Source organism: Kitasatospora sp. NPDC059795 (genome assembly GCF_042732175.1).
GTDB lineage: Bacteria > Actinomycetota > Actinomycetes > Streptomycetales > Streptomycetaceae > Kitasatospora.
The window spans coordinates 191,367-215,541 of the sequence record NZ_JBHWID010000005.1 but is presented as its reverse complement, the minus strand read 5'-3'; the positions used below and the strand labels follow the sequence as shown (position 1 = coordinate 215,541).

Below are 24,175 nucleotides of genomic sequence, written 5' to 3'. Positions count from 1 at the left end.
GCAGTTGCTCGCGGTGACCGTCCTTCGGAGTGAGGAAGCCGTACAGCGCGACGAGCTGTCCAGGGCCACCGGCGTGCCGGTGCGACTGCTGCGCTACTAGACCGTGTATCGAAAGTGGATCTTGGGCTGTGAATGATCGTGTTTCATGGCGCGGGGAGATCTCACGGACGAGCAGTGGGCGGTGCTGGAGTCGCTGTTGCTGAGGGGGGCGAAGGCGGGGCGGCCGCCGGTCTGGCTTCGGCGGCAGTCGGTCGACGGCATACGATTCCGGGTCCGGGCCGGAGTTCCGTGGCGGGACATCCTCGCCAAGTACGGGCCCTGGAGCCGGGTCTATGACCTGTTCCGCCGGTGGCAGCGCAACGGCACCTGGCAGAGGATCCTCACCCGGCTTCAGTCCCTGGCCGACGCGAAAGGCGCGATCGTCTGGAACCTGAGCGTCGACTCCACGGTCTGCCGCGCCCATCAGCACACGGCCGGGGCCCGCAAGCAGGGCGACCTGCCGAAGGAACCACCGGACGGCATCTTCACCGAGCCCCGTGATCACGGGTTGGGACGGTCGCGCGGCGGGTTCACCACCAAGCTCCACCTGGCCGTCGAGCAGGGTCAGAAACTCATGTCGATCGTGGTGACGGCAGGGCAGCGTGGAGACTCGCCGCAGTTTGAACCCGTGCTGGAGAAGGTCCGCGTGCCCCGCATCGGACCGGGTCGGCCACGCGTCCGCCCGGATCGCGTGCGGGCCGACAGGGCGTACGCCTCCCGCAAGAACCGCGCCCACCTGCGCCGACGCGGGATCCGTTGCACCATCCCGGACAAGGCCGACCAGGCACACAACCGCCGGAAGCGCGGTTCCCGTGGCGGCCGGCCACCACTTTTCGACCCGGTCGACTACCGCGAGCGTCATGCGGTCGAGTGCGGGATCAACCGCCTCAAGAGGAACCGCGCTGTCGCCACGCGCTACGACAAGCCGGCAGTCCGATTCGAGGCGACCGTGCTGGTGGCAGCGATCAACGAGTGGCTATGACCCTGTCGTACGAGAACCGCGTCAGCGCCCTCGTTCGGTAGCCAAGACCATCCCGTGGCGGGTACCTGGCGTACCTGGGTCATGTCCCACGTGTATTCGGGCAGGAGGTCGGCGACGGCGGTGTGGAGGGCTCCGTGAGGGCCGCGGGGCGGGCCGCGCTGCCGCCGTGCTCGCGCACGCGCGCGGCCCGCCGGGAGCCCTGGCCCGCAGTGCGAGCGGGACCCCGGCGGGGCAGGGCGTTCAGCTGATCGCGGAGGGAGGGTTCAGTCCTCGGTCTTGGTGAGGAAGTCCACGCCGTCCCAGAGCTGCCGCTCCTGGGAACGGGGGTCCTTGACGACCTCGTTGGCCGAGGTGCCGTCCTTGGCGAAGGTCATGACCGGGCGGTCGACGACGTCGTAGGCGGGCCAGTCGTCGCCGGGCTTGCCGGTGCGCGCGAACGCGATCCAGTGCGAGCGGATCGTCTTCGCCAGGTCGGCGGGCGGGTTGGCACCGAGGAGCTCCGCGGTCTCGGGGCCGTCGAGGTTGTCCCAGACGAACGGGAGGTCGACGATGTGGGCGGCGCCGAACGGGACCTTCGTGTCCGTGGAGGCGGGCGAGCGCCACCCGAGCTCGTAGACGTAGGCCGGGGCCGCGCCCTCCCGCTGCCGGGTCTCGGCGACGTGGTAGCTGGGGATGCGGAAGAGCCGGTCCGTCATCACGGCGGCGAAGGTCTCGGCGGGCGTGGAACGCGGGTAGGCGTCCCCGGAGTTGGCCCGGTAGACGTCGTACGCGTTCGCCGGCGCCCCGTAGACGGCGAGCCGTTCCTTGAGCTTGTCGGCGGGCGCGTCGACGATGTCGGAGTACGGAGCGACGAAGAAGCGGTTCTCCTCCGTGGTCGTCCCGATCAGCAGCGGGATGTCCGCCCCCACACCCTCGCGGAGGGACTCGATCGGGGCCTTGGGAACCAGGTAGTCGCCGATGACAGGGAGGAACGACATACCGCACGAGTCGATGGTGGTGTCGCCCCACGACTCGCGATCGGCGGACTCGACGACGGCGCCGTGCACCGCCTGCTGGGCCTTGACCACGTCGGCAGGGGCCTTCTGACCGAGGTAGGCCGCGCTGGGGGAAGGGGCACCGACGGAGAGCGCGACCACGTAGGACAGACGGCGCGCGTCCTCCACGCTCTGGCCGATGCTCGCGGTGCCGCTCTGCACGATCGCCTTGTGGAACAGGCCGTCCTCCGAGGCGACGCCACTGGATATCAGGGCCAGGATGCTCATCGCGCCGGCCGATTCGCCGAAGACCGTGACGTTCCCCTTGTCACCGCCGAACTCGGCGATGTTCTCCTGCACCCACTCCAGAGCCGCGACCTGGTCCTGCAGACCCCGGTTGGCCTCCCCGGTGTCGAGGCAGCCGAAGCCCTCCATGCCCAGCCGGTAGTTGAAGGTCACGAGCACGACCCCGTCGCGCGCGAAGGTGGATCCGTCGTAACAGGTCCCGGCGGAGGAACCGCGCAGGAACGCGCCGCCGTGGAACCACACCATGACCGGCCGCGGATCGGCCTGCTCGCGCGGCGCCCATACGTTGACGGTCAGGACGTTGTCGCCGCCCACGAGCGCAGGGTCGCCGCTCAGCAGCGTGTCGAAGATCCCCTCGGTGGCGCGGGACGGGGCGGGCCCGAACGCGTTCGCCTCCAGCACGCCCTCCCAACCGAAGGAAGGCGACGGCGCCGCGTACCGTCGGGTGCCGACCGGGGGCTCCGCGTACGGGATGCCGAGGAAGCTCCCGACCCCGTTCTCGACCCGCCCCGCCACCGTGCCGGCCCCAAGCTCGACCTTCCACACCTCACTGGACACGTTCGTTCCCACCTCGTCTTCGCATCATGGAGTCGCCGTCCTCCGTGGGGATACGGGGACGGCTCACGGACATCATGATCAGAGAGCGTGAGGCAGGCGGCGACTCACCACCGATTCACCCGATCGAGTGAACCGGCCGTCGACAAGCAGCATGAACAGCGCTTTCGATACGCGACCTACGAGCAGCAGGAGCTGCTCACCGCGCACCGCACCCCCGGCGGCCACCGAGAGTGCGAGGCCGACGCGCCCGTCCAGGTCGGCCGGATCCGCGCCCTGCTCGCCGCCGGGCTCACCAGCCGGACCATCCGCGAACTGATGCCGTGCTACGAGGACGGGAAGCTGCACCCCTGCGTGCGCGACCGGCTCACCGCCCAGCTCGCCGAACTGAACGCCAGGATCGGCGAGTTGAGCACCGCACGGGACGCCCTCGCGGACCTCGCCGCCCGGGTGCCGCAGGCTGCCTGACGGCGGGTCGGGAGGGCGTCCGCGCGGACACGCCCACGATCCGTCCAATTCCGGGGTTCGGAGCGGTCCGGCAGGTGTGATCGAGGCATCCGATTGTCGGATCATCACTCCAGGAGAATTCCATGCGTATTCGCACGTCCCTCGCCGCCTCCGGTCTGGCCGTGGCCTGTCTGCTCGTCGGGGCGGGCTCGGCTGCCGCCGACGCCATCGCGGAAGGCGTTGCCTACGGTTCGCCCGGCGTCCTCTCCGGCAACCAGATCCAGGTTCCCGTCGACGTCCAGCTCAACATCTGCGGCAACTCCGTGAACCTCGTCGGCATCGCCAACCCCGCGTTCGGGAACATCTGCGTCAACCGCTGACCGCCGTCGCTCGGGCCCGTCGCGCGAGGGGGGCGGCGGGCCCGAACGGCTGGTCTCCCGCGCGCTACGCGGCGAGCGCCGCCGCGGCCGCCCGGACGAAGGCCTCCGGGTTGTCCAGCATGATGTTGTGCCCGCAGTCGGGGACGGGCACCACCGACACCCCGGCGGCGACCAGCCCGTCCGCGCCCGGCAGCGGGCCGTCGGCCGCCGGGAAGAGGAACGCGCGCGGGACGGACAGCCCGGTCAGTCGCTCCCGCACCGTCGGCGAGGTGTTGCGGGCGCTGTGGACGGCGCTGCGGTACAGCGCCTCCCGCCCGGTCAGCCGCATGGTGGACCACCAGTGCGGCCCCACCAGGTCGGCGAACTCGGTCCAGCCGCCGGAGACGAACTCCTCCTCGGTGTACGCGGCGATGCCGCTGCTGCCGGGCGATCCGGGGCGCGGGGCGGTCGGATCGAGGTTGGCGTCGACCACCACCAGCCGGGACACCAGGTGCGGGTGCCGGTCGGCGAGGACCACCGCCACCGAGCCGCCCATGCTGTGCGCGATCACCTCGGCGCCCGTCACGCCTGCTGCTGTCAGTACGGCGGCCAGAGTGTCGGCGTGGGACTCCAGGCGGTAGTCGAAGTGGGTCGGCCGGTCGCTGAGGCCGTGACCCAGCAGGTCCACCAGCAGCGAGCGGCGGCCGGCCAGCAGCGGATGGACGGCCGAGGCCGCGAAGTACGCCGGGGCGCTGGACCCCAGCCCGTGAACGTAGACCCGGGCGGGCTCCTCTCCCGCGAACTCCACCCAGCGCATTCGATCGCCCTCGGGCGTCACCGTCGTGGTCTGCACAGTCCCCCAGCTCCCTCTGTGTCCCGGGAATGTGTCCCAGGGATCGATGGGGCGAGATCCTACGGTATTCGCGCGCGTGTTCGAACTGCTATTTCCTCCGCGCCCGGCTGGGCTGCACCCGGGCCGGCTCGCCCGGCATCTTCGGGTGGTCCGGCGGGTACGGCAGATCGCCCGCGTCCTGGTGCGCGTACAGCTCCAACACCCGTTCCAGGGAGAAGCGTTGCGCCTCCATGTCGGCGTGCACGTCGCCCAGTTCGGCGAACCGCTCGGGGATGGTGCGTAGGGTGAAGTCGGCGGGGGAGACCTGTTCGACCTCGTCCCAGCGCAGCGGGGTGGAGGCGGTGGCCTGCGGGCGGGGGCGCAGCGAGTACGCGGAGGCGATGGTGCGGTCGCGGGCCATCTGGTTGTAGTCGACGAAGATCCGCTCGCCGCGTTCCTCCTTCCACCACTTGGTGGTGACCTCGCCGCCGGTGCGGTGCTCCAGCTCGCGGCCGAGCGCGATGACGGCGTGCCGGCAGTCGGTGAACGTCCAGCGCGGCTCGATCGGCACGTACACGTGCAGGCCCCGGCCGCCGGACGTCTTCGGCCAGCCCGTCAGGCCGAACTCCTCCAGCAGCGGCCGCAGTTGGAGCGCGGCGCGGGCGGCGTCGGTGAAGTCGGTGCCGGGCTGCGGGTCGAGGTCGATGCGCAGTTCGTCGGGGTGCTCGGTGTCCTCGCGGCGCACCGGCCACGGGTGGAAGGTCAGGCAGCCGAGGTTGGCCGCCCACAGCACGGCGGCCTCCTCGGTCGGGCAGATCTCGTCGGCGGTGCGGCCCGAGGGGAAGGCGATCCGCGCGGTCGGCAGCCACTCCGGCAGGCCCTTCGGCGCGCGCTTCTGGTAGAAGAACTCCGCGTCCACGCCGTCCGGGAAACGCTGCAGCGTGGTCGGCCGGTCGCGCAGCCCGCGCAGCACCCCCGGGGCGACGGCCAGGTAGTACTCGGCGACGTCCCGCTTCGTGTACCCGGGCTCCGGGTAGTAGATCTTGTCCGGGTTGGTCAGCCGCACCGTCCGGCCGCCGACCTCCAGTTCCACAGCAGAAGGCATGCGCTCCACGCTAGGTGGGGGCCGCCCGCACGTCGCGCGTTGCGCCGCTCCGGGCGTGGCGGGGGCGTTCGGACAGCTGCCGACACGCCGGGTGGGCCCGACACGCCGTGGGGCGGCGCGGGGGACAGCGACCATCGGAGGCATGCAGCTACCCGTGATGCCACCGGTCTCGCCGATGCTCGCCAAGGCGGTGGCCGCCATCCCGCCCGACATGCAGTACGAGGCGAAGTGGGACGGCTTCCGGGCGATCGTGTTCCGCGACGGCGACGAGATCGAACTCGGCTCGCGCACCGGCAAGCCGCTCACCCGGTACTTCCCCGAGGTGGTGGCGGCCGTCCGCGAGCAGCTGCCCGAACGGTGCGTGGTGGACGGCGAGATCGTCGTCGCGCACGACGGGCGCCTGCACTTCGAAGAGCTGCTGGAACGCATCCACCCCGCCGCGTCCCGGGTCCGCACCCTCGCCGAGCGCACCCCCGCCTCGCTGGTCGCCTTCGACCTGCTCGCCCTCGATGACGACGACCTCACCGCCCGCCCGCTGGTCGAACGCCGCGCCGAACTCGCCCAGTTGCTCGCCGACGCGGCCCCGCCCGTCCACCTGGCCCCCGCGACCACCGACCTGGACCTCGCCCGCACCTGGTTCTCCCGCTTCGAGGGCGCCGGCCTGGACGGCGTGGTCGCCAAGCCGCTCGACGCCCCCTACCGGCCCGGCGAGCGCACCATGTTCAAGGTCAAGCACGCCCGCACCGCCGACTGCGTGGTCGCCGGCTACCGCGAACACAAGAGCGGACCCGTGGTCGGCTCCCTGCTGCTCGGCCTGTACGACGCCGACGGACGCCTCCAGCACGTCGGCGTCAGTGCCTCCTTCACGATGGCCCGCCGGGCCGAACTCGCCGAGGAACTCGCCCCGTTGAGGCTGGACGCCGACGACCTGGGCGGCCACCCGTGGGCGGCCTGGGCGGACGAACGGGCCCAGGCGGAGGACCGGCTGCCCGGCGCGGTCAGCCGCTGGACCGGCAAGAAGGACCTGTCCTGGGTGCCGCTGCGCCCCGAACGGGTGGCCGAGGTCGGCTACGACCACATGGAGGGCACCCGGTTCCGGCACACCACCCGGTTCAAGCGCTGGCGGCCGGACCGCACGCCCGAGAGCTGCACGTACGCACAGCTGGAGGAGCCGGTCTCCTACGACCTGGGCGAACTGCTGCGCTGAGCGGCGCCCGCGCCGGCCGGTACGGTGCCCGCGCCGGCCGGTACGGTGCCCGGTCCGGTCGGCGCGGCGCCCGATGGGACCAGTACGGCGAAGCCGTCCAGCAGGCGCTGGAGGCCGAACTCGAAGAGCTGGTCGAGGTCGAAGTCGTAGCCCTCGCGGGTGAGTCGGAGGAAGGTCGGGTGCGCGGCGACCAGGTCCATGAACAGGGCCTCCTGCTGCGCCATCCAGGCCTCGGCGTCCTGCCCGGTGGCGGCCTCGGCGGCGGCCTCCATCTCCAGGTTGAGCGCCGTGCCGCGGACGTAGTTGAACAGCGACAGGTACACCGTGAACGCCGTCGGCAGGTCCAGGCCCTCGGCGACCATGGTGGACAGCATCCACTCGCCGAACGGCAGTGCGTTGCCGACCGGCTGGGGGCGGGTCAGCGACAGCGCCGACGCCAGCCAGGGGTGCGCGCGGAACAGGTCCCACATCAGGCGGGCGGCCAGCTCCAGCCGGGGCCGCCAAGGCAGTTCGGCGTCGGCGTCGGAGAACGCGACGGGAGCGAAGACCTGTTCCATCATCAGGGTGACCAGGCCGTCCTTGTCCGGCACGTGCCGGTACAGCGACATGGTGGCGGCGTCCAGCTCGGCAGCGACCCGGCGCATCGACAGCGCTTCCAGGCCCTCCGCGTCCGCGATCTCCACCGCCGCGGCGACGATCCGATCCGTCGTCAGGCCGCCCTCCGCGGCGGGTCGGCGGGGGATCTGCCGCTCGCCGGCGGCCGGGCGGGACGGGGACCGCACGGGTGGGTCGGCGTCGGCGACCACCGTGCCGACGCCCGGAACCGCCCGGACCAGGCCCTGGCCGCGCAGCTCCGCCAGCACCTTGGTGGCGGTGGCCATCGCCACGTTCCACCGGCGGGTGATCTCCCGGGTGGACGGCACCCGGTCGCCGGGCCGCAGCTCGCCGCGCTCGATGCGCTGCCGCAGTTCGCCCGCGATCTGCTCGTAGCGGTCCACCCGCTCCACCTCCGCACTAGTGCACCAGTCGGCCCATGCTAGCTGCCGAGGTCGGTGCCGCACCAGGGCGCGGGCCTGCCCGGAGCGCACTAGTGCACTAGTGCAGCAGTTCGGGAATCCGCGATGAATTGCTTGCGCAGTGCGGTGCGTACGCCGTACGTTCGGTGACATGAAGAGCGACATCGAGAACGCGGACATCCTCGTCTCCGGCGGCGGCATCGCCGGACCCACCCTGGCGTACTGGCTACGCAGGGCCGGCTTCCGTCCCGTCGTGGTGGAGCGCGCCCCCGCGCCCCGCCCGGGCGGGCAGACCGTCGACCTGCGCGGCGCCGGGCGGACCGTCATCGACCGGATGGGCCTGCTCGACCAGGTCCGACAGGTCGCCGTCGACCAGCGCGGCCTCGCCCTGGTCGACCGGAACGGCAAGCACCTCGCCGAACTGCCCACCGAGGCCTTCGGCGGCGAAGGCATCGTCTCCGACCTCGAAATCCTCCGCGACGACCTCGCCGCCGTGCTCCACCGGGCCACCGCCGACGACGTCGAGTACCTCTTCGACGACACCGTCACCTCCCTCCGGGAGGACGCCGACGGCGTGCACGTCACCTTCGAGAACGCCCCGCCCCGCCGGTTCGACCTGGTGGTCGGCGCGGACGGCCTGCACTCCACCGTCCGCCGCCTCGCCTTCGGCCCCGAATCCGAACTGGTCTCCCCGCTCGGCTGCTACACCGCCTGGTTCACCGCCCGCACCGACCTGGACCTCGACGGCTGGTTCCTGATGTACAACGCCCCCGGCGGCCTGGTCGCCTCCGCCCGCCCCGGCCGGCTGCCCGGCGAGGTCAAGGCGGGCTTCAGCTTCCGCTCCGGCCCGCTCGCCTACGACCGCCGCGACCTCGCCACCCAGCGGCGCCTGCTCACCGACCGCTTCACCGGCCGCGGTTGGGAGTGCGACCGGCTGCTCGCCGCGATGGCCGACGCGGACGACTTCTACTTCGAGTCCCTCGGCCAGGTCCGCCTCGACTCCTGCACCCGCGGCCGGGTCGCCCTGATCGGCGACGCCGCCTGCTGCCCCAGCCCCCTCACCGGGCTCGGCACCAGCCTCGCCCTGGTCGGCGCCTACCTCCTGGCGGGCGAACTCGCCTCCGCCCGCGGCGACTTCACCACCGCCTTCGCCCGCTTCCAGCAGCAGATGAAGCCCTACGCCGCCAAGGCCCAGGAACTCCCCCCGGGCGGCGTCGCCGGCTACGCCCCCAACCGCCGCACCATGATCACCCTCCGCGCCGCCTCCATGCGCTGGATGACCCGCCGCCCCTTCCGCACCCTCATGGAGGCCCAGGCCGCCAAGGCGGGCGACGTCGAACTGCCCGACTACGCCGTCGCGTCGGCCGCGCCCGGGGCCTGAGCGGACGGCCGCGCGCCGGTCACGGAGTGGTGCGCCGAAGTCGGGGCCGCCCGACGACCACCAGTGCCGCGGCAAGGGAACGGCCCCGGCCCCGTGGGGGGAGGCCGGGGCCGTTCGGGGGTGCGTCAGCCGGTGAAGCCGGCCGTGATGGTGCTGAACTGCCAGTCGCTCTGGGCGATGCCGGAGCAGGTCTCCTGGAGGCCGCCGCCCGGGCAGCCGCGGTCGCGGTTGACGGACCAGAAGGCGAGGCGGGCGATGTGGTTGGTGTTGGACCAGTCGCGGATGGCCGTCCAGTTGGCGAGGGAGGTGGTCTCGTTGTTGTCGCTGAGACCGTTCATGCCGGAGATGCCCAGGTGCGAGTAGGCGGTGGCGTCGTCCCAGCCGTACGCCGACTTCAGCTTGTTCTTCAGGCCGTTGGCCGCGCTGACGGTGGCGGCGTACATGTCGGTCGAGGCGTTGCCGAAGTCGAACGGCATGATGGTGAAGACGTCGATGTCCGCGCCCAGTGCCTTCGACTGCTCGATCAGCCGGTTGCCGGGCGCCGTCGGACCGCTGGTGGCGGTGCCGAAGGTGACGATGGTGCGGATGCCCGGGTTCTTCTGCTTGACGATCTTCAGCGCTCCCAGGATGCGGTCCTGGACGGTGTAGTTCTCGAACTCGTCGGTGTTCTCGATGTCGATGTCGATCGCCTTCAACTGGTAGGCGTCGATCACCTTCTGGTAGGCGCCCGCCAGCGCGGTGGCGTCCGCGCAGGCCGGGCCGAGCTTGTTGCCCGACCAGCCGCCGAAGGACGGGACGACGTCGCCGCCGGCAGCTCGGACCGCGTTGACGGTCTGCTGGTCGACGCCGTTCAGCAGCGGCCGCTGACTGTCCCAGGTCGGGTTGCAGCCGTTCTGCGCCAGCACGAACGCCAGGGTGAACCACTTGATCCCGCTGGCGTTCATCACCGTGGTCGGCGACGGCGGGTTGCCCCACCCGTTGTACAGGTACGGCGCGGCCTGCTTGAAGCCGCCCGGCGTGCCGCCGCCGGTCGAAGGCGTCGTCACCGCAAGGGAGTTGGAGGAGGCCGAGACGTTGCCCGCGGCGTCGTGGGCCTTGACGGTGAAGGTGTAGGCGGTCGAGGCGGTCAGGCCCGTGACGGTCGCGGAGGTGCCGGTGACGGTGGTCGCCAGCGTCCCGTTGCGGTACACGTCGTAGCCGGTCACGCCGACGTTGTCGCTCGACGCGCCCCAGGAGAGCGAGACCTGCGTCGCGGCGGTGGCGGTCGCCACCAGGCCGGTCGGGGCCGTCGGCGGCTGGGTGTCGGTGACGGGGCCGCCGCCGGGGCCGTCCAGGCTGACGTCGTCCGCGTAGTACGTGCCCTGGCCGAACCACCCGTTCAGGTAGACCTCGGCGCTGGTCTGGGCGGCGCCGGTGGTGAACGTCACCGACAGCTGCTTCCAGTCGGACGCCGACGGCGTCCAGGTCGAACCGGCGCCCGTCACGCCCAGGTACACGTAGGTGCCGCGCACCCAACTCGACAGCGTGTAGGTGGTGTTGGGCTGCACCGCGACGGTCTGCGCGCACTTGGCGGTGTCACCGGCGGTGACCGCGCCGGCCAGCGCCTTCGAGCCGCCGTGCACGGGGGTGGAGACCACCGAGCCGGTGCCGCCCGAGCAGGACCAGCCACTCAGGGTGCCGGACTCGAAGCCGGGGTTGGTCAGGATGTTCGCGGCACTCGCGGAGCCCGGGACGGCCGCGACCGCGGCGCCCGCCAGCAGCAGCGCCGCTGCTCCTACGGCCGTGGCACGGCGATTGAAGGCATGCATGGGGGACCTCCAGTGGGGGTGGGGGTTGGAGGTGCGGGGAGCGCGGACAACAAAATGGACTGGACCAATCCCGACTGTCAAGACCAGGTCAAGGATCGGACGGTGAACCGACCCGCCGTCAGGGCCCGCCGCGCTGCTCCGTCCGGGTGCCTTCCGGCACGCCGCCGAACCCCGCGCCGCCCTGCTCGGGCACGATCGTTCAGCCCTGCTGTGGCACCCGTTAAGAATTCCTCGATGGACCGAACCCGCCGTGACCAGGCAGATTTCACCCTGCCCGGCCGGTCCACCGCCGCATGCCGGGCCGCCCCCCGGGCCTGCCGACCGCAGGACCACCCGCACTTCGCGTCAGGAGCCCTCGCAGTGAAGGCACTCGTCAAGCTGGACGCCGCCCCCGGCCTGTGGATGACCGATGTCCCGGAGCCGGAGATCGGCCCGGGCGACGTCCTGATCAAGGTCCTGCGCACCGGCATCTGCGGCACCGACCTGCACATCCGCAAGTGGGACGGCTGGGCCCAGCAGACCATCAAGACCCCGATGACCATCGGCCACGAGTTCGTCGGCGAGGTCGCCGCCATCGGCGCCGCCGTCTCCGACATCACCGTCGGCGACCTGGTCAGCGGCGAGGGCCACCTGGTCTGCGGCAAGTGCCGCAACTGCTTGGCCGGCCGTCGCCACCTGTGCCGCAACACCATCGGCCTGGGCGTCAACCGGGACGGCGCGTTCGCCGAGTACGTCGCGCTGCCCGCCTCCAACGTCTGGGTGCACCGCGTCCCCGTGGACCTCGACGTGGCCGCCATCTTCGACCCGTTCGGCAACGCCGTGCACACCGCGCTGTCCTTCCCGATGGTCGGCGAGGACGTCCTGGTCACCGGCGCCGGCCCGATCGGCATCATGGCCGCCGCCGTCGCCAAGCACGCCGGCGCCCGCAACGTGATGATCACCGACGTCTCCCCGTACCGGCTGGAGCTGGCCCGCAAGGTCGGCGTCACGCTCGCCCTGGACGTCTCCCAGCACACCATCGAGGACGGCCAGCACCAGCTCGGCCTGCGCGAGGGCTTCGACGTCGGCCTGGAGATGTCCGGCCGCCCCGAGGCCATGCAGTCGATGATCGCCAACATGACGCACGGCGGAAAGATCGCCATGCTCGGCCTGCCCGCCGACCAGTTCCCGGTCGACTGGTCCGCCGTGGTCACCTCGATGCTCACCATCAAGGGCATCTACGGCCGCGAGATGTTCGAGACCTGGTACGCGATGTCCGTGCTGCTCGAAGGCGGACTCGACCTCAGCCCGGTGATCACCGGCCGGCACCCCGTCCAGGAGTTCGAAGCCGCTTTCGACGAGGCCGCCGGCGGCAACTGCGGCAAGGTCATCCTGGACTGGACCACGCTCTAGGCACCAAGCTCGGCAAGCCAGTTGACCCTTCGTTAGGAGCGACACACCCGTGTTCGACACCGTCCGCGACGACCTCGCCGCCACCCTCGCCGAGATCCGCGAAGCCGGCCTGTTCAAGCCCGAGCGCGTCATCGGCACCCCGCAGTCCGCCGAGATCACCGTCACCTCCGGCAACGGCGGCCAGGTGCTCAACTTCTGCGCCAACAACTACCTCGGCCTCGCCGACCACCCCAAGGTGGTCGACGCGGCCAAGGAGGCCCTCGACCGCTGGGGCTACGGCATGGCGTCCGTCCGCTTCATCTGCGGCACCCAGGACGTGCACAAGGAACTGGAGCAGCGCCTCTCCCAGTTCCTCGGCCAGGAGGACACGATCCTCTACTCCTCCTGCTTCGACGCCAACGGCGGCGTCTTCGAGACCCTGCTCGACGAGCGCGACGCCGTCATCTCCGACGCCCTCAACCACGCCTCCATCATCGACGGCATCCGCCTCTGCAAGGCCCGCCGCCACCGCTACGCCAACCGTGACCTGGCCGACCTGGAGCAGCAGCTCAAGGACACCCAGGACGCCCGCCGCCGCCTGATCGTCACCGACGGCGTGTTCTCCATGGACGGCTACATCGCGCCGCTCGCCGAGATCTGCGACCTCGCCGACCGCTACAACGCCATGGTCATGGTCGACGACTCGCACGCCGTCGGCTTCGTCGGCCCCACCGGCCGCGGCACCCCCGAACTGCACGGCGTGATGGACCGCGTCGACATCATCACCGGCACCCTCGGCAAGGCCCTCGGCGGCGCGTCCGGCGGCTACGTCGCCGCCCGCCGCGAGATCGTCGCGCTGCTGCGCCAGCGCTCCCGCCCGTACCTGTTCTCCAACTCGCTCGCCCCGGTGATCGCCGCCGCGTCGCTCACCGTGCTCGACCTGCTGGAGACCAGCGACGACCTGCGGGCCAAGCTCGCCGCCAACACCGCGCTGTTCCGCACGAAGATGACCGAGGCGGGCTTCGAGGTCCTGCCCGGCGAGCACGCGATCGCCCCCGTCATGGTCGGCGACGCCGCCAAGGCCGGACGCCTCGCCGAGCTGCTGCTGGAACGCGGCGTCTACGTGATCGGCTTCTCCTACCCGGTGGTGCCGCACGGCGCCGCCCGGATCCGGGTCCAGCTGTCCGCCGCGCACAGCACCGAGGACGTCGAGCGCGCCATCGCCGCGTTCATCGACGCCCGGGCCGCGCTCGGCGAGTAGCCGCCACAGCCTGGCGCGGGCACCCTCGACCGCGCCATCCCGACGGATCGCCCCGACCTTCCCATCCCGGGGCGGCCCGCCGCGGCGCGGGGAGCCATCCTGCCGGCTCCCCGCGCCCACTCTCGTCCGTGCGGACCGGCCCCGGACCCGCGCGTGCCCGGACCCGTGCGCCCGGACCTGTGCGCCCAGACCGGCCCGGACCCGCGTGCGCGGACCCGCCCGTACGGAGCAGTCCCGCGGCGCTGGCAGAATTGAGTCGTGATCGACGCACGACGGCTGCGGACCCTGCGGGCCGTGGCCGACCACCGGACCGTGACCGCCGCGGCGGCCGCGCTCTACCTCACCCCCTCCGCGGTCTCCCAGCAGCTCGCCGCGCTCGAACAGGAGACCGGCCACACCCTGCTGGTCCGCGACGGCCGGGGCGTCCGCCTCACCGCCGCCGGCGAGATCCTGGTCTGCCACGCCGACGCCGTCCTCGCCCAACTGGAACGCGCCGAGGCCGACCTCGCCGCCTACAGCTCCGGCGCCGCCGGCGAAGTCACCGTCGCCGCGTTCGCCACCGGCATCGCCATGGTCCTCGCCCCCGCGATCGCCGCCCTGGCCGGCAGCGACCCCGGCCTGCGGGTCAAGGCGCTCGACGCCGAGGGCGACGCCAGCCTGCCGATGCTGCTCGACGGCCGCGCCGACATCGCCGTCGCCGTCGAGTACCGCGGCGCGCCCCGCCCCGACGACCGGCGGCTCACCCGGCTCCCGCTGTACGCCGAACCCTTCGACGCCGTCCTCCCGCTCGGCCACCCGCTCGCCGACGGCAGCGGCCCCGTGGCCGTCGCCGACCTCGCCGCCGAGCCGTGGATCGGCCCCTACCCCGGCAACCCCTGCCACGACGTGGTGCTGCTCGCCTGCGAGAACGCCGGCTTCCAGCCCCGCCTGGTGCACTCCTCCGACGACTTCAGCGCCGTCACCGCACTCGCCTCGGCCGGCGCGGGAGTCGCCCTCGTCCCGCGCTCGGCGCTGCGCGGCACCGACCTCGGCCGGGTCGCCGTCCGGCCCGTCGACAGCGCCCTCGCCACCCGCAAGGTGTTCGCCGCGACCCGGGCCGGAGCGGAACTCCACCCGCTGATCCGGCCCGTCCTGGTCGCCCTCGCGGAGGCCGCCGAGCACCTCGACAGCAGCGTCCGGGCCTATCAGGCGGTCTGACGGACCGTCCGCGGAAAATCGTTGGACGGGCCGTGACTCCTTCACTACCGTCGGTGTCCAAACCGATGGAGACCCGGGAGGGGGCGCGCCGCGATGGAGCAGCAGCACGACCAGCAGGGCCGGCAGGAACAGGACCGACAGCAGGATCTGCGGCAGCGCGCCGAGCAGCGTGTCGAGCAGCGTGTCGAGCGGCGTGTCGAGCGGCGCGCCGCGCTGGTGGCGCGGATACGCGCGGCCAATGCGGAGACGCTGGAGAGGCTGGCCGAGCTGTGACGACCGGTCGGTTCAACGGCTTCACCGACTTCCTGGACGAGGACGACATCGCGTACCTGCTGGGCGAGGTCGCCACCGTCCGTGAGCACTCGTTGCTGCAGTCCGCGCTGGGCCGCCCACGCGCCTCGGTGTTCGGCGCCGACGCGTACCCCGACGTGTGGACCAAGGCGGTCGCGCTCGGTGAGTCCCTGTCCCGCAACCACCCCATGACGGACCGGAACAAACGCACCGCCTTCGAGTCGATGCTGCTGTTCCTCGACTACAACCAGCAGCCCTACACCGACCCGCACCCCGACGCGGCGGTCGACTTCGTGCTGCGCCTCGCCCAGGGCGGCTACGCGGGTCAACTGCCGGACGCCGTCGCTGACTTCCGCCGGATGGTGGGTATGTCGGAGTAGGGCCGGCACGGGGCACGGTCCGTCGTGCGGTCGTGCGGCCCCTGCGTCCCGACTGTCCGGCGCGGGCCCTGGCATATGCTGCCCGGTGGCCCGCGCCGGCCGTCACCCACCTCGCAGGAGAGCACCGATGAGCGATTTCGAGTCCGACCGCACCGCGCTTCCGATCGGCGTCATCGGGCTCGGAGACATCGCGCAGAAGGCGTACCTGCCGGTCCTGACCGCCCAACCCGGCCTGGACCTGCGGCTGATGACGCGGGACCGGGCCAAGCTGGACCGGATCGCGGACTCCTACCGGATCCCGTTCCGCACCACCGACCTCGACGAGCTGATCGACTCCGGCATCCGGGCCGCGTTCGTGCACGCCGCCACCGAGCAGCACGTCCCGATCGTGGAGAAGCTGCTCACCCGGGGCGTGGACGTGTACGTCGACAAGCCGCTCGCCTACGACCTGGACGGCGCACGCCGCCTGGTCGAACTCGCCGCGAGCACCGGCCGTTCGCTGATGGTCGGCTTCAACCGGCGGCACGCGCCCGGCTACCTGCTGGCCGCCGAACGGCCCCGCGACCTGATCGTGCTGCAGAAGCACCGCGAGGGCCTGCCCGAGCAGGCCCGCACCCTGGTGTACGACGACTTCATCCACGTCGTCGACACCCTGCGCTTCCTGGCCCCCGGCGAGATCGAGCACGTGGACGTCCGCTCCCGCACCCGCGACGGGCTGGTCGAGCACGTCGTGCTCACCCTCGCCGGGGAGGGCTTCACCGCGCTCGGCCTGATGAACCGGGTGTCCGGCTCCACCGAGGAGATCCTCGAAGTGTCCGGCGCCGACTCCAAGCGCGAGGTCCACAACCTCGCCGAGGTCGTCGACCACAAGGGCCAGCCCACCGTCCGCCGCCGCGGCGACTGGGTGCCGGTCGCCAGGCAGCGCGGCATCGAACAGGTCGTGCTGCACTTCCTGGACGCCCTGCGGGCCGGCAAGACCCTCGACGCCGCGGACGCGCTGCGCACCCACGAACTGTGCGAACTGATCGTGGAACGCATCGAGTCCGCGATCTGACCTGCCGTCGGGCTCTCCCCGCGGCCGGTCGCTCGAACGAGCGATTCACTCGATCGGTGCGCACCCCGAAAGGATCAGTTCCGCTTGTGCCGGTACGGGGCATGCGCCCAGCAGCGAAGCCGCTGATCAGCTGCCCGGCAGCCGCGGCCGCCGGTCCGCCCGGACCGGCGGCGGCCCGGGCCAACGGTACGGTGGCGAACGAGATCTGACCGCATGGAGAGCCACCGTGACCGCACCCGAGCCCGGGCCCCCGCCGCACGAAGGGGAGCACCCGGACGGCCCGCACCACGACGAGGGCCACGCGCCGGACCGGGTGACGTTCCACGCCTCCCGCGAAGGCGTCTCCTGGGAGGCCCCGGACACCCCGGCGACCCGCCGCGCCATCCTGCTCTCGCTCTCCATCGTCGGGACGGTCGCCACGATCACCGTCCTCGCCATGAACGCGGCCGGCATCATCACGGCCCTGCCCATCGGCGCCAAGTCCGTCGACGCCGTCCGCACCAGCCAGGCCCCGCCCGCCACGCCCTCGCCGCCCGCGCCACCGTCCGTACCGCCGTCACCGTCGCCTTCGCCGGTGCCCTCGCCGTCCGCCGAGCCCGGCCCGAGCGTCCGGGCACCGCGCACCGTCCCGCTCCAGATCGACGTGGTCAGCGGCGGCTACGAACTGATCGACCTGGACGCCCCGAACGACAAGCCGATCTCCACCCTGGTCAGCGACGAGGACTGGAACGCCATGACCGACGCCGACCAGAAGTCCTACGAGATCGTCGTCCACGACCACCCCGCCCCCACCCTCGTCCTCGGCAACCTCGCCGCCGTCCTCCCGGCCGGGGCCGACCTCACCGAGGCCACCTGCCGCGAAGCCGCCCGCGCGGGCACCATCAAGAGCTTCCGCTACGCCACCGCCGCCGAACGCCCCGCCAACGACGCCAAGGGCATCCGCGCCGGCGCCACCCTCTGCCTCACCAGCAGCAAGGGCGCCGTGATCGCCGTCCGGATCACCGACATCCCGTACGACCTCGGCCTGGTCAAACTCGACGTCACCAGCTGGCCCCCGACCACCACCGCCCCGGGCTGACGCCCCGGTTCGCACCCGCGCGCGCCCCCGAGGGTGCTCTCCCTGCTTTCGAGCCCGGCAGCGGAACGTTCGCGCCATTTGCTCGTGGCCGCTCCCCGGCGGAGCCGTTGTGCGGGGTTAGCCTGTGGCCATGGTTGCCCAACGGAATGAAGAAGTAGCCATGTCTGACGGGGAGTTCGTCAGCGGGCCCGCGCTCGTCCTCCGGTCTCTTGCCGCCGACCCCGATCGGCGGGCCATCGTCGACGCCGACGGCGTCGGCATCACCGCGGGGGAGTTCGCCGCCGCGACCTACCGCCTCGCGCACGAGCTGGTCGCCCGCGGCGTCACCGTCGGCTCCACCGTGACGCTGATGACGGGGAACACGCCCGAGGCGCTGAGCGCCCGGTACGCGGCAGGCCTCGCGGGCGCCCGGGTGGTGAACCTGTACGACGGGATGAGCGCGCCGGTGCTGGCCGAGATCGTGTCGAGCGTCGACACGGCGGTGATACTGGTGGACGCCGAACGGTACGCCGGCGCACCGGAGTTGCTGCGGTACGTCGAGGTGCCGACGGTCCTGACCCTGGGCCCCGGGCCGGACGGCGACGGGACGCTCGGGGAGGACGTGATCGCCGCGTCCGCGCACCGGCCCGCCGAGCCGCCGGACGTCCGGATCGGGCCGGACGACGACATCAGCATCCGGCACACCGGCGGCACCACCGGCATCCCGAAGGGCATCCTCACCCGGCACGGGACGTACCGGCTGATCTTCGACGACCCGGTCGGCAACGAGGAGGCGCCCCGCCTGCTGGCCGCCACCCCGCTGGCGCACCTCGCCGGGGTCTTCTCCGACCTGGTCCTGTACCACGGCGGTCTGGTGGTCCTGCTGCGTTCCTTCGAGCCCGGCGCCGTGCTGTCGGCCGTCGAACGCGAACGCATCACCGAGTTCTGGGTGCTGCCGGCGCTGCTCCACCAACTGCTCGACCACCCGGCGCTCGCCCGCACCGACCTGTCCAGCGTGCGGCAGATCATCTACGGGGGCAGCGCCGCCTCGCCGACCCGGATCCGGGAGGCGATGAAGGTGTTCGGGCCGGTGCTGGTCGGCGTCTACGGGATGTCGGAGGCGCAGATGATCTCCGTGCTGACGCCCCCGGAGCACGCCCGGATCGGCAGCGGCGGGCAGGTCCCGGTCGGCAGGCCCGTCCCGAACGTCGAGGTGGTGATCCGCGGCCTCGACGGCAAGGAGGTGCCGACCGGCGAGCAGGGCGAGATCCACCTGCGCTCCGACGCGATCATGGCCGGGTACTGGAAGCAGCCGGAACTGACCGCCAAGGTGATCCAGGACGGCTGGCTGAACACCGGCGACGTCGGCTACTTCGACGAGGACGGGTACCTGTACCTCTCCGACCGGGCCAAGGACCTGATCATCGTGGTCGGCGGCCACGTCTACCCCTCCGAGGTGGAAGACCTGCTGGTGACCCACCCGACGGTGGCCCGCTGCGCGGTCTTCGGCGTCCGCGACGACCAGGAGACCGAGCACGTGCACGTCGCCGTCGTCCCCGCCGCCGGCCGGCAGCCGCACCTGGACGAGCTCCGGGCGTTCGTCACCGAGCGGAAGGGCCGGATCTTCGCGCCCGAGGCGCTGCACCTGGTCGACGAGATCCCGCTGACGCCCGTCGGCAAGCCGGACAAGAAGCGTCTGCGCGAAGCCGTCACGGGCTGACCGCCGTGATCGCCCCTGGCACCGACGAAGCGTCAGGGGCGAGGCGCGTCCGGGGCGGTGCGGAAAACGGGAGGCGGCGGCCCGGCGGCGGCCGGTACGTTGACCGGATGCTGCTGACGAAGTATGCCCACGCGTGCGTCCGGATCGAGGACGGCGAGAAGTCCGTGCTGATCGACCCGGGCTGCTGGACGGCGCCGGAGGCGTTCGAAGGCGTCCGCGCGGTGCTGATCACCCACGGGCACGCCGACCACCTGGACGACGACCTGCTCGCGGCGGCCCGGAAGGCCGCCCCGGCGCTCCAGGTGTTCGCGCCGCAGGACGTCGCGGACGAACTGGGCGACGGCGTACGGCCGTTGACGGTGGGGGAGCAGTTCGAGGCGGGCGGCTTCGCGGTCCGCGCCGTCGGCGGCCGGCACGCCCAGGTCATCGACAACCACCCCGACTGCCCGAACCTCGGCTACCTGGTCGAGGGCGTCTACCACCCGGGCGACTCCCTGCACGTCCCGGACGAGGAGGTGCGCGCCCTGCTGCTGCCCGCCTCCGGGCCGTGGATGACGATGCGCGGGGCGATCGAGATGGTGCGCGCCGTCCGGCCCGAACGGACCTTCCCGATCCACGACGCCAACCTGAGCGAGATCGGCATGGCCAACTTCGACGGCTGGCTCGGCGAGGAGGCCGGCACCCGCTACGCGCGGATCGCGATCGGCGGATCCGCCCCGCTCGACTGAACCGGCACGCGCGGTCCACGGGCCCCCGGATCGGGTGAGACGATCCGGGGGCCCGTCCGTGTGCCGTCTGGGAATTCACTGGGAGCCAGGGCGCGCGGCACGAGGTTTCTCAAAGACGGTCTTGCTAGCTTCGTGACGCATGATCGACTCGTCCCACCTGGCAGCCCGGTCACGATCGTTGGTGGTCCACCTGCTGGCCCGGCTCCGCCCCAGGCACCTCGCCTGGCCGCTGTTCGCCCTCGCCTTCTGGCGCTACCTCGCGGTCTACGGACTGCCCTACGCCAACGACGTGGTCTTCCTCTGGCTGATCGCCGCACTGGTCGCCGCGTCCGTGCACAGCGGAGGCCGCAAGGGCTGGCTGCATGTGCTGCGCGACTGGGTGCCGGTGATGGCCGTCGTCTGGGCGTACTCGCTGCTCAGAGGCTACGGGGCGCACACCCCGTGGCGGCCGCACTACGCCCCGCAGATCGCCTTCGACAAGGTCCTCGGCTTCGGCGAGACCTGGACGGTGCGCCTCCAGCACCTGCTGTACCACCCCGGACAGCCACAGTGGTACGACTACGCGATCGTCGTGGTCTACATGTCGCACTTCTTCGCGGTGTTCGGGATCCTCGCCGTGCTCTGGAAGCGCAACCACGCCCGCTTCCGGCACTTCCTCGCCTGCTACCTGGCGATCACCTTCGCCGGCTTCCTCACCTACGTGCTGTACCCGGCCGACCCGCCGTGGCTGGCCGCGATCGAGAACCACCTGCCGGCCGTCGACCGGATAGTGAACGCCGTGCTGGAGAACAGCGGCCTGCACCGGGCCGGCACCATCTTCGAGAACGGCAGCCGGTTCGCCAACGACGTCGCCGCGATGCCCTCGCTGCACTCCGCCTACCCGATGATGATCGCCCTGGTGTTCTGGCCCCGGGCCGGCCGCACCCTGCGGGCGGTGCTGGCCGCGTACCCCGTGGCGATGGGCTTCACCCTGGTCTACGGCGGCGAGCATTTCATCATCGACGTGCTGGTCGGCTGGGCCTACGCCTGGGCGCTGGTCACCCTCGTCAACCGGCTGATCGCCCGCCGCGCCGCGACCCGCGCCGCGAAGCAGGACGCCGTGGCCGTCGCCGTGACGCCGCCCTCCGTCCCGGTCGGCTGAACGCCGGTCTTCACCCATGCGGGGCACCCGGCCCCGGTCCGGCAAGGTGGCGCCGGACCGGGGCCGGGGCGTTTCCGCAGGACCTCCGCGAGACCGCCGCGCGCTCGGCGCGTTCTCCTCACCGCCCGCGCAACCGCCCCGGAACCCCCCTCCGAGCGGCCGGGGAGTTTCCTGGGCGTTCGCTGGGAGCCGGACGCCCCGCGTCGCCGCCGGTCGGCCCGCGTACCGGAGCTGACCCACCGTCAAGAACCGCAGCCGGGCCGGGTCCCCGAGGGATGCGGCGAAGGCTTTGCCAATCCGTGGCGGAGTCTTGTTGCGGGCGGAGGTAGCGTCGTGCGGAACACCGCAGGAGGACCCCACCATGGCCGCACCCAACCCCCCGTCTGCGCCCGGCGAGCGCCCCCGACCCGCCGCCCGGCCGACGGCCCGATGATCTCCGGCCACACTCTCGCGCCTGCGCTGTGGGTGATCCTGACCCCGCTCGGTGTCCTGCTCTTCGGCGCCGGCCTGGCCTCCACCATCCGCATCCGCCCCGGCACCGACCGCCCCCGCGACCACCTCCTGGGCCCGCTGCTGATCGCCGCCGGCATCGTCGTCGCCGGCTTCGGCCTCTGGCTGCTCTGACCGCCCCGGCGATCAGTCGGCGAACAGCCGCACCCGGTCGAAGGTCCGACGCCACGCCGTCAGGCCCGCCGCCCAGCCGACCAGCGCCCCGACGACGGCCGCCGGGTCGTTCGTGAAGGCCTGGTAGTGCTCGGACGGGACGCCGTCGCGGTACTCCACCTGGTAGCGCCCGGGGTCGCGCAGCGACAGGCCGCGCTCGGTCGTCATCAGAAGCATGGCCGGAGCATGGCGCACCCCACCGACACGTCCCTCAGTCGGCGGCCGCCGACCAGCGGTGGAGCGTTCCGGTCGGGGCGTCGAAGGTCAGCCAGGTGCCGTCGCCGAGCGGTTGGGCGTGGCCGGGGGTGCGGCCCGTCGGGTAGGCGACGCGGTGGCGCGGGGCGAGGGTGGCGGCGTCGAGCAGCCAGTGGGCGCCCCGGTCGTCGTCGCAGTCGAGGGTGGAGGCGAGGACGGTGCGCGGGTCGACGAAGCCGCACGGCCAGTCCCAGCGGGCCGGGCGGTCCGGGTCGGCGGTGGGCGGCGGCGTGCCCTCGGCGAGCAACGTGCCGTCCAGGGCGTGCAGTTGGACGTCCCAGCCGTCGTGCTGCACCGTCAGGTACACGGGCCGCTCCGGGTGGACGCCGGTCAGGATGCGCTCGCCGACCGCCTCCGCGCGGACGTCGTGCAGCCGTGCGCCATCCCAGCGCGCCCAGTACAGGCCGATGCCGTCCTGGCCCATGCCCACGCACAGCCCGACGTGGCCGGTGCCCGGGTGCGAGAGCTGGTGCGAGCCCGCCGCGAAGGACTCCGGCAGCGGCAGCCGGGCCAGCTCCCGGCCGTCGGCGGCGTCCAGCACCACCCACGCCTCGGCGTAGTCGTCCTCGCCCGGGCCGGTCACCGGGATGTGCGCCCACACCGTCCGGCCGTCGTCCGCGACCCGGCAGGAGCCGTGCTCGGAGCCCTCGCACACCTGCTGCTCGTCCCCGCTGTGCGGATGGCCCGGTTCCGGCCCCCAGCAGCTGTGCCGGAACTCCCAGCGGGTCGTGCCGTCACGGTTCACGGCCCGCACCGCGCGCTGCCCGGAGAACACCGCGAACGAGCCGTCCGGGCCCACCGAGTGCACGCCGCCCGACCAGCCCGGCCACGGCAGCGGGAACGTCGCCTCCGGGGGCCCGCCGGCGACCGCGTCCAGGTCGAACACGGCCAGCCGCGCCCCGTCCCGCAGCAGCGCCCGGCGCGAACCGGCGCGCCCCTCGAACCCGAACCCGTGCACCAGCTCCCGCCCGCCCGGCAGGGCGAGCGTGCCGCGCAGCACCGCATCGACCGTCATCCGGCCGACCCTACAACGCGCTACGGGCAGACCCAGCAGTACAGGTGGGCGCCCCGGGCCGTCGAGCGGACCGCGATCGCGGCCAACTCGCCGAGGAACCGGGCGAGTTCGTCCGGATCGGCCGGGCCGTGGAAGGCCTCCTCGGCTGCCGCCCAGCGTTCGGCGACCTCGCGCAGCGCTTCGTCGCCGCGCCGCGCCAGCGCGTCCCGGAAGACGTCCGACAGCGCCAGCACCACCACCTCGCCGTCCTCGATCATCCCGACCAGCGCCCCGCGCCGCCGGTCCGCCCGGAGCTCCGCGTCCGAGCGCCCCGTCAGCAGCTCCTCGGCCGGCCCGAGTGTGACGATCGGGTCGATGCCCTTCACCTCCGTCCCGTCGTACCCCGCCCCGAAGGGCTCGTCGTCGTCCCGGACGATCGCGCCCAGCGCGTCGTCGTCGTCAGCAGCGGCGAAGTAGCCGAACAGCACACCCATGGCCCGGAGCATGGCACCCGCCGCCGACAACGGGTCGCGGACTGCGGCCGCTGCTTCGTCAACTGGCCGCCGTCGAAAAGCAATCGAGGGCAAGATCCACCTTTGCTATGGTGGCGCGATGCCATCGGTCAAGAAGTTCCAGATCACCTTCGACTGCGCCGATCCGGAGCGTGTCGGCCGCTTCTGGTGCGAGGCGCTCGGGTACGTCCCGCCGCAGACGCCGGACGGGTTCGACAGCTGGGAGGCGTACACCGCGGCGCAGCCCGCCGAGCAGCGCGGCTCCTGGTTCGTGGCGAGCGACCCCGAGGGCGTCGGCCCGCGGATGTACTTCCAGCGCGTCCCCGAGGGCAAGGTCGTCAAGAACCGCGTGCACCTCGACGTCCGGATCGGCACCGGCCTGGTCGGCCAGGAGCGCCTCGCCGTGCTGGAGGCCGAGTGCGCCCGCCTGGTCGCGCTCGGTGCGACGCGCGGTCAGCTGCTGCTGGCGGACGAGCACAACGAGTCCTGCCAGAACATGCAGGACGTCGAGGGCAACGAGTTCTGCCTCGACTGACCGGC

25 protein-coding genes are annotated in these 24,175 nt (G+C 72.3%); 17 read left to right on the top strand and 8 right to left on the bottom strand.

Features of this window, described 5'->3' with window-relative positions:
* The first annotated feature begins 145 nt into the window (after positions 1 to 145).
* Positions 146 to 1,021: an IS5 family transposase gene (locus tag ACFV4P_RS12950; RefSeq protein ID WP_380470346.1), complete on the top strand. Its 876-nt coding sequence runs from the start codon at positions 146 to 148 to the stop codon at positions 1,019 to 1,021.
* 263 nt (positions 1,022 to 1,284) lie between these two features.
* Here the strand turns inward: ACFV4P_RS12950 and ACFV4P_RS12945 are convergent, their stop codons facing one another.
* Positions 1,285 to 2,859 (bottom strand): carboxylesterase/lipase family protein, encoded by a 1,575-nt coding sequence (locus tag ACFV4P_RS12945; protein WP_380470345.1) that lies wholly within the window; start codon positions 2,857 to 2,859, stop codon positions 1,285 to 1,287.
* Between the two features lie 87 nt (positions 2,860 to 2,946).
* Between ACFV4P_RS12945 and ACFV4P_RS12940 the strand changes: the two genes are divergently transcribed.
* Complete coding sequence (locus ACFV4P_RS12940) at positions 2,947 to 3,324, top strand: MerR family DNA-binding protein (RefSeq protein WP_380470343.1); 378 nt, start codon at positions 2,947 to 2,949, stop codon at positions 3,322 to 3,324.
* 122 nt (positions 3,325 to 3,446) lie between these two features.
* Entirely contained in the window at positions 3,447 to 3,683 is a 237-nt protein-coding gene (locus ACFV4P_RS12935; RefSeq protein WP_380470341.1) for a chaplin, read from the top strand.
* Between the two features lie 64 nt (positions 3,684 to 3,747).
* On the opposite strand, the gene ACFV4P_RS12930 is transcribed toward ACFV4P_RS12935, so the two are convergent.
* On the bottom strand, positions 3,748 to 4,479 hold the full coding sequence (locus ACFV4P_RS12930) for an alpha/beta fold hydrolase (RefSeq protein ID WP_380470758.1): 732 nt from the start codon (positions 4,477 to 4,479) through the stop codon (positions 3,748 to 3,750).
* Positions 4,480 to 4,603: 124 nt separating this feature from the next.
* Positions 4,604 to 5,599 carry a non-homologous end-joining DNA ligase gene (gene ligD / locus ACFV4P_RS12925; protein ID WP_380470339.1) on the bottom strand — a complete coding sequence of 332 codons (996 nt, stop codon included), beginning with the start codon at positions 5,597 to 5,599 and terminating at the stop codon, positions 4,604 to 4,606.
* 142 nt (positions 5,600 to 5,741) lie between these two features.
* Here ligD and ACFV4P_RS12920 point away from each other — a divergent pair, with 142 nt between their 5' ends.
* On the top strand, positions 5,742 to 6,806 hold the full coding sequence (locus ACFV4P_RS12920; protein ID WP_380470338.1) for an ATP-dependent DNA ligase: 1,065 nt from the start codon (positions 5,742 to 5,744) through the stop codon (positions 6,804 to 6,806).
* Here the strand turns inward: ACFV4P_RS12920 and ACFV4P_RS12915 are convergent.
* A complete protein-coding gene (locus ACFV4P_RS12915; RefSeq protein ID WP_380470336.1) occupies positions 6,779 to 7,804 on the bottom strand; it encodes a GntR family transcriptional regulator in 1,026 nt (341 codons plus the stop codon). The two genes, ACFV4P_RS12920 and ACFV4P_RS12915, sit on opposite strands and share 28 nt — an antisense overlap.
* Positions 7,805 to 7,973: 169 nt before the next feature.
* Between ACFV4P_RS12915 and ACFV4P_RS12910 the strand changes: the two genes are divergently transcribed.
* Positions 7,974 to 9,203, top strand: coding sequence for an FAD-dependent monooxygenase (locus ACFV4P_RS12910; RefSeq protein WP_380470334.1), 1,230 nt, complete (start codon positions 7,974 to 7,976; stop codon positions 9,201 to 9,203).
* A 125-nt stretch (positions 9,204 to 9,328) separates the two neighbouring features.
* Here the strand turns inward: ACFV4P_RS12910 and ACFV4P_RS12905 are convergent, their stop codons facing one another.
* Positions 9,329 to 11,011, bottom strand: a complete 1,683-nt coding sequence (locus ACFV4P_RS12905) for a carbohydrate binding domain-containing protein (RefSeq protein ID WP_380470332.1) — start codon at positions 11,009 to 11,011, stop codon at positions 9,329 to 9,331.
* Between the two features lie 360 nt (positions 11,012 to 11,371).
* Here ACFV4P_RS12905 and tdh point away from each other — a divergent pair, with 360 nt between their 5' ends.
* The 11 genes from tdh to ACFV4P_RS12850 all read left to right on the top strand — a co-directional run bounded on the left by tdh (position 11,372) and on the right by ACFV4P_RS12850 (position 21,835).
* Positions 11,372 to 12,403 (top strand): L-threonine 3-dehydrogenase, encoded by a 1,032-nt coding sequence (tdh, locus tag ACFV4P_RS12900; RefSeq protein WP_380470330.1) that lies wholly within the window; start codon positions 11,372 to 11,374, stop codon positions 12,401 to 12,403.
* Between the two features lie 49 nt (positions 12,404 to 12,452).
* A complete protein-coding gene (locus ACFV4P_RS12895; protein WP_380470328.1) occupies positions 12,453 to 13,643 on the top strand; it encodes a glycine C-acetyltransferase in 1,191 nt (396 codons plus the stop codon).
* Between the two features lie 258 nt (positions 13,644 to 13,901).
* Complete coding sequence (locus tag ACFV4P_RS12890) at positions 13,902 to 14,840, top strand: LysR family transcriptional regulator (protein ID WP_380470326.1); 939 nt, start codon at positions 13,902 to 13,904, stop codon at positions 14,838 to 14,840.
* Positions 14,841 to 14,933: 93 nt separating this feature from the next.
* Positions 14,934 to 15,113, top strand: coding sequence for a hypothetical protein (locus tag ACFV4P_RS12885; protein ID WP_380470324.1), 180 nt, complete (start codon positions 14,934 to 14,936; stop codon positions 15,111 to 15,113).
* A complete protein-coding gene (locus ACFV4P_RS12880) occupies positions 15,110 to 15,511 on the top strand; it encodes a type II toxin-antitoxin system death-on-curing family toxin (RefSeq protein ID WP_380470322.1) in 402 nt (133 codons plus the stop codon). The genes ACFV4P_RS12885 and ACFV4P_RS12880 overlap by 4 nt, the downstream gene beginning before the upstream one ends.
* Before the next feature lie 127 nt (positions 15,512 to 15,638).
* The gene (locus ACFV4P_RS12875) at positions 15,639 to 16,565 is read left to right on the top strand and encodes a Gfo/Idh/MocA family protein (protein WP_380470320.1); all 927 of its coding nucleotides are present in this window, start codon (positions 15,639 to 15,641) and stop codon (positions 16,563 to 16,565) included.
* 226 nt (positions 16,566 to 16,791) lie between these two features.
* Positions 16,792 to 17,643, top strand: coding sequence for a hypothetical protein (locus ACFV4P_RS12870; protein WP_380470317.1), 852 nt, complete (start codon positions 16,792 to 16,794; stop codon positions 17,641 to 17,643).
* 160 nt (positions 17,644 to 17,803) lie between these two features.
* On the top strand, positions 17,804 to 19,342 hold the full coding sequence (locus ACFV4P_RS12865) for an AMP-binding protein (protein ID WP_380470315.1): 1,539 nt from the start codon (positions 17,804 to 17,806) through the stop codon (positions 19,340 to 19,342).
* Positions 19,343 to 19,449: 107 nt separating this feature from the next.
* On the top strand, positions 19,450 to 20,070 hold the full coding sequence (locus tag ACFV4P_RS12860; protein ID WP_380470313.1) for an MBL fold metallo-hydrolase: 621 nt from the start codon (positions 19,450 to 19,452) through the stop codon (positions 20,068 to 20,070).
* A gap of 139 nt (positions 20,071 to 20,209) precedes the next feature.
* Positions 20,210 to 21,211 (top strand): phosphatase PAP2 family protein, encoded by a 1,002-nt coding sequence (locus tag ACFV4P_RS12855; RefSeq protein WP_380470311.1) that lies wholly within the window; start codon positions 20,210 to 20,212, stop codon positions 21,209 to 21,211.
* A gap of 429 nt (positions 21,212 to 21,640) precedes the next feature.
* Positions 21,641 to 21,835, top strand: a complete 195-nt coding sequence (locus ACFV4P_RS12850; protein WP_380470310.1) for a hypothetical protein — start codon at positions 21,641 to 21,643, stop codon at positions 21,833 to 21,835.
* Between the two features lie 12 nt (positions 21,836 to 21,847).
* On the opposite strand, the gene ACFV4P_RS12845 is transcribed toward ACFV4P_RS12850, so the two are convergent.
* Genes ACFV4P_RS12845 through ACFV4P_RS12835 form a run of 3 tightly spaced genes read right to left on the bottom strand, consistent with a single transcriptional unit; the run spans position 21,848 to position 23,617 of the window.
* The gene (locus ACFV4P_RS12845; RefSeq protein ID WP_380470308.1) at positions 21,848 to 22,051 is read right to left on the bottom strand and encodes a hypothetical protein; all 204 of its coding nucleotides are present in this window, start codon (positions 22,049 to 22,051) and stop codon (positions 21,848 to 21,850) included.
* 34 nt (positions 22,052 to 22,085) lie between these two features.
* Entirely contained in the window at positions 22,086 to 23,144 is a 1,059-nt protein-coding gene (locus ACFV4P_RS12840; RefSeq protein ID WP_380470306.1) for a hypothetical protein, read from the bottom strand.
* Positions 23,145 to 23,164: 20 nt separating this feature from the next.
* Positions 23,165 to 23,617, bottom strand: coding sequence for a hypothetical protein (locus ACFV4P_RS12835; RefSeq protein WP_380470305.1), 453 nt, complete (start codon positions 23,615 to 23,617; stop codon positions 23,165 to 23,167).
* A gap of 118 nt (positions 23,618 to 23,735) precedes the next feature.
* Here ACFV4P_RS12835 and ACFV4P_RS12830 point away from each other — a divergent pair, with 118 nt between their 5' ends.
* Positions 23,736 to 24,170: a VOC family protein gene (locus tag ACFV4P_RS12830; RefSeq protein WP_380470303.1), complete on the top strand. Its 435-nt coding sequence runs from the start codon at positions 23,736 to 23,738 to the stop codon at positions 24,168 to 24,170.
* Positions 24,171 to 24,175 lie beyond the last annotated feature (5 nt).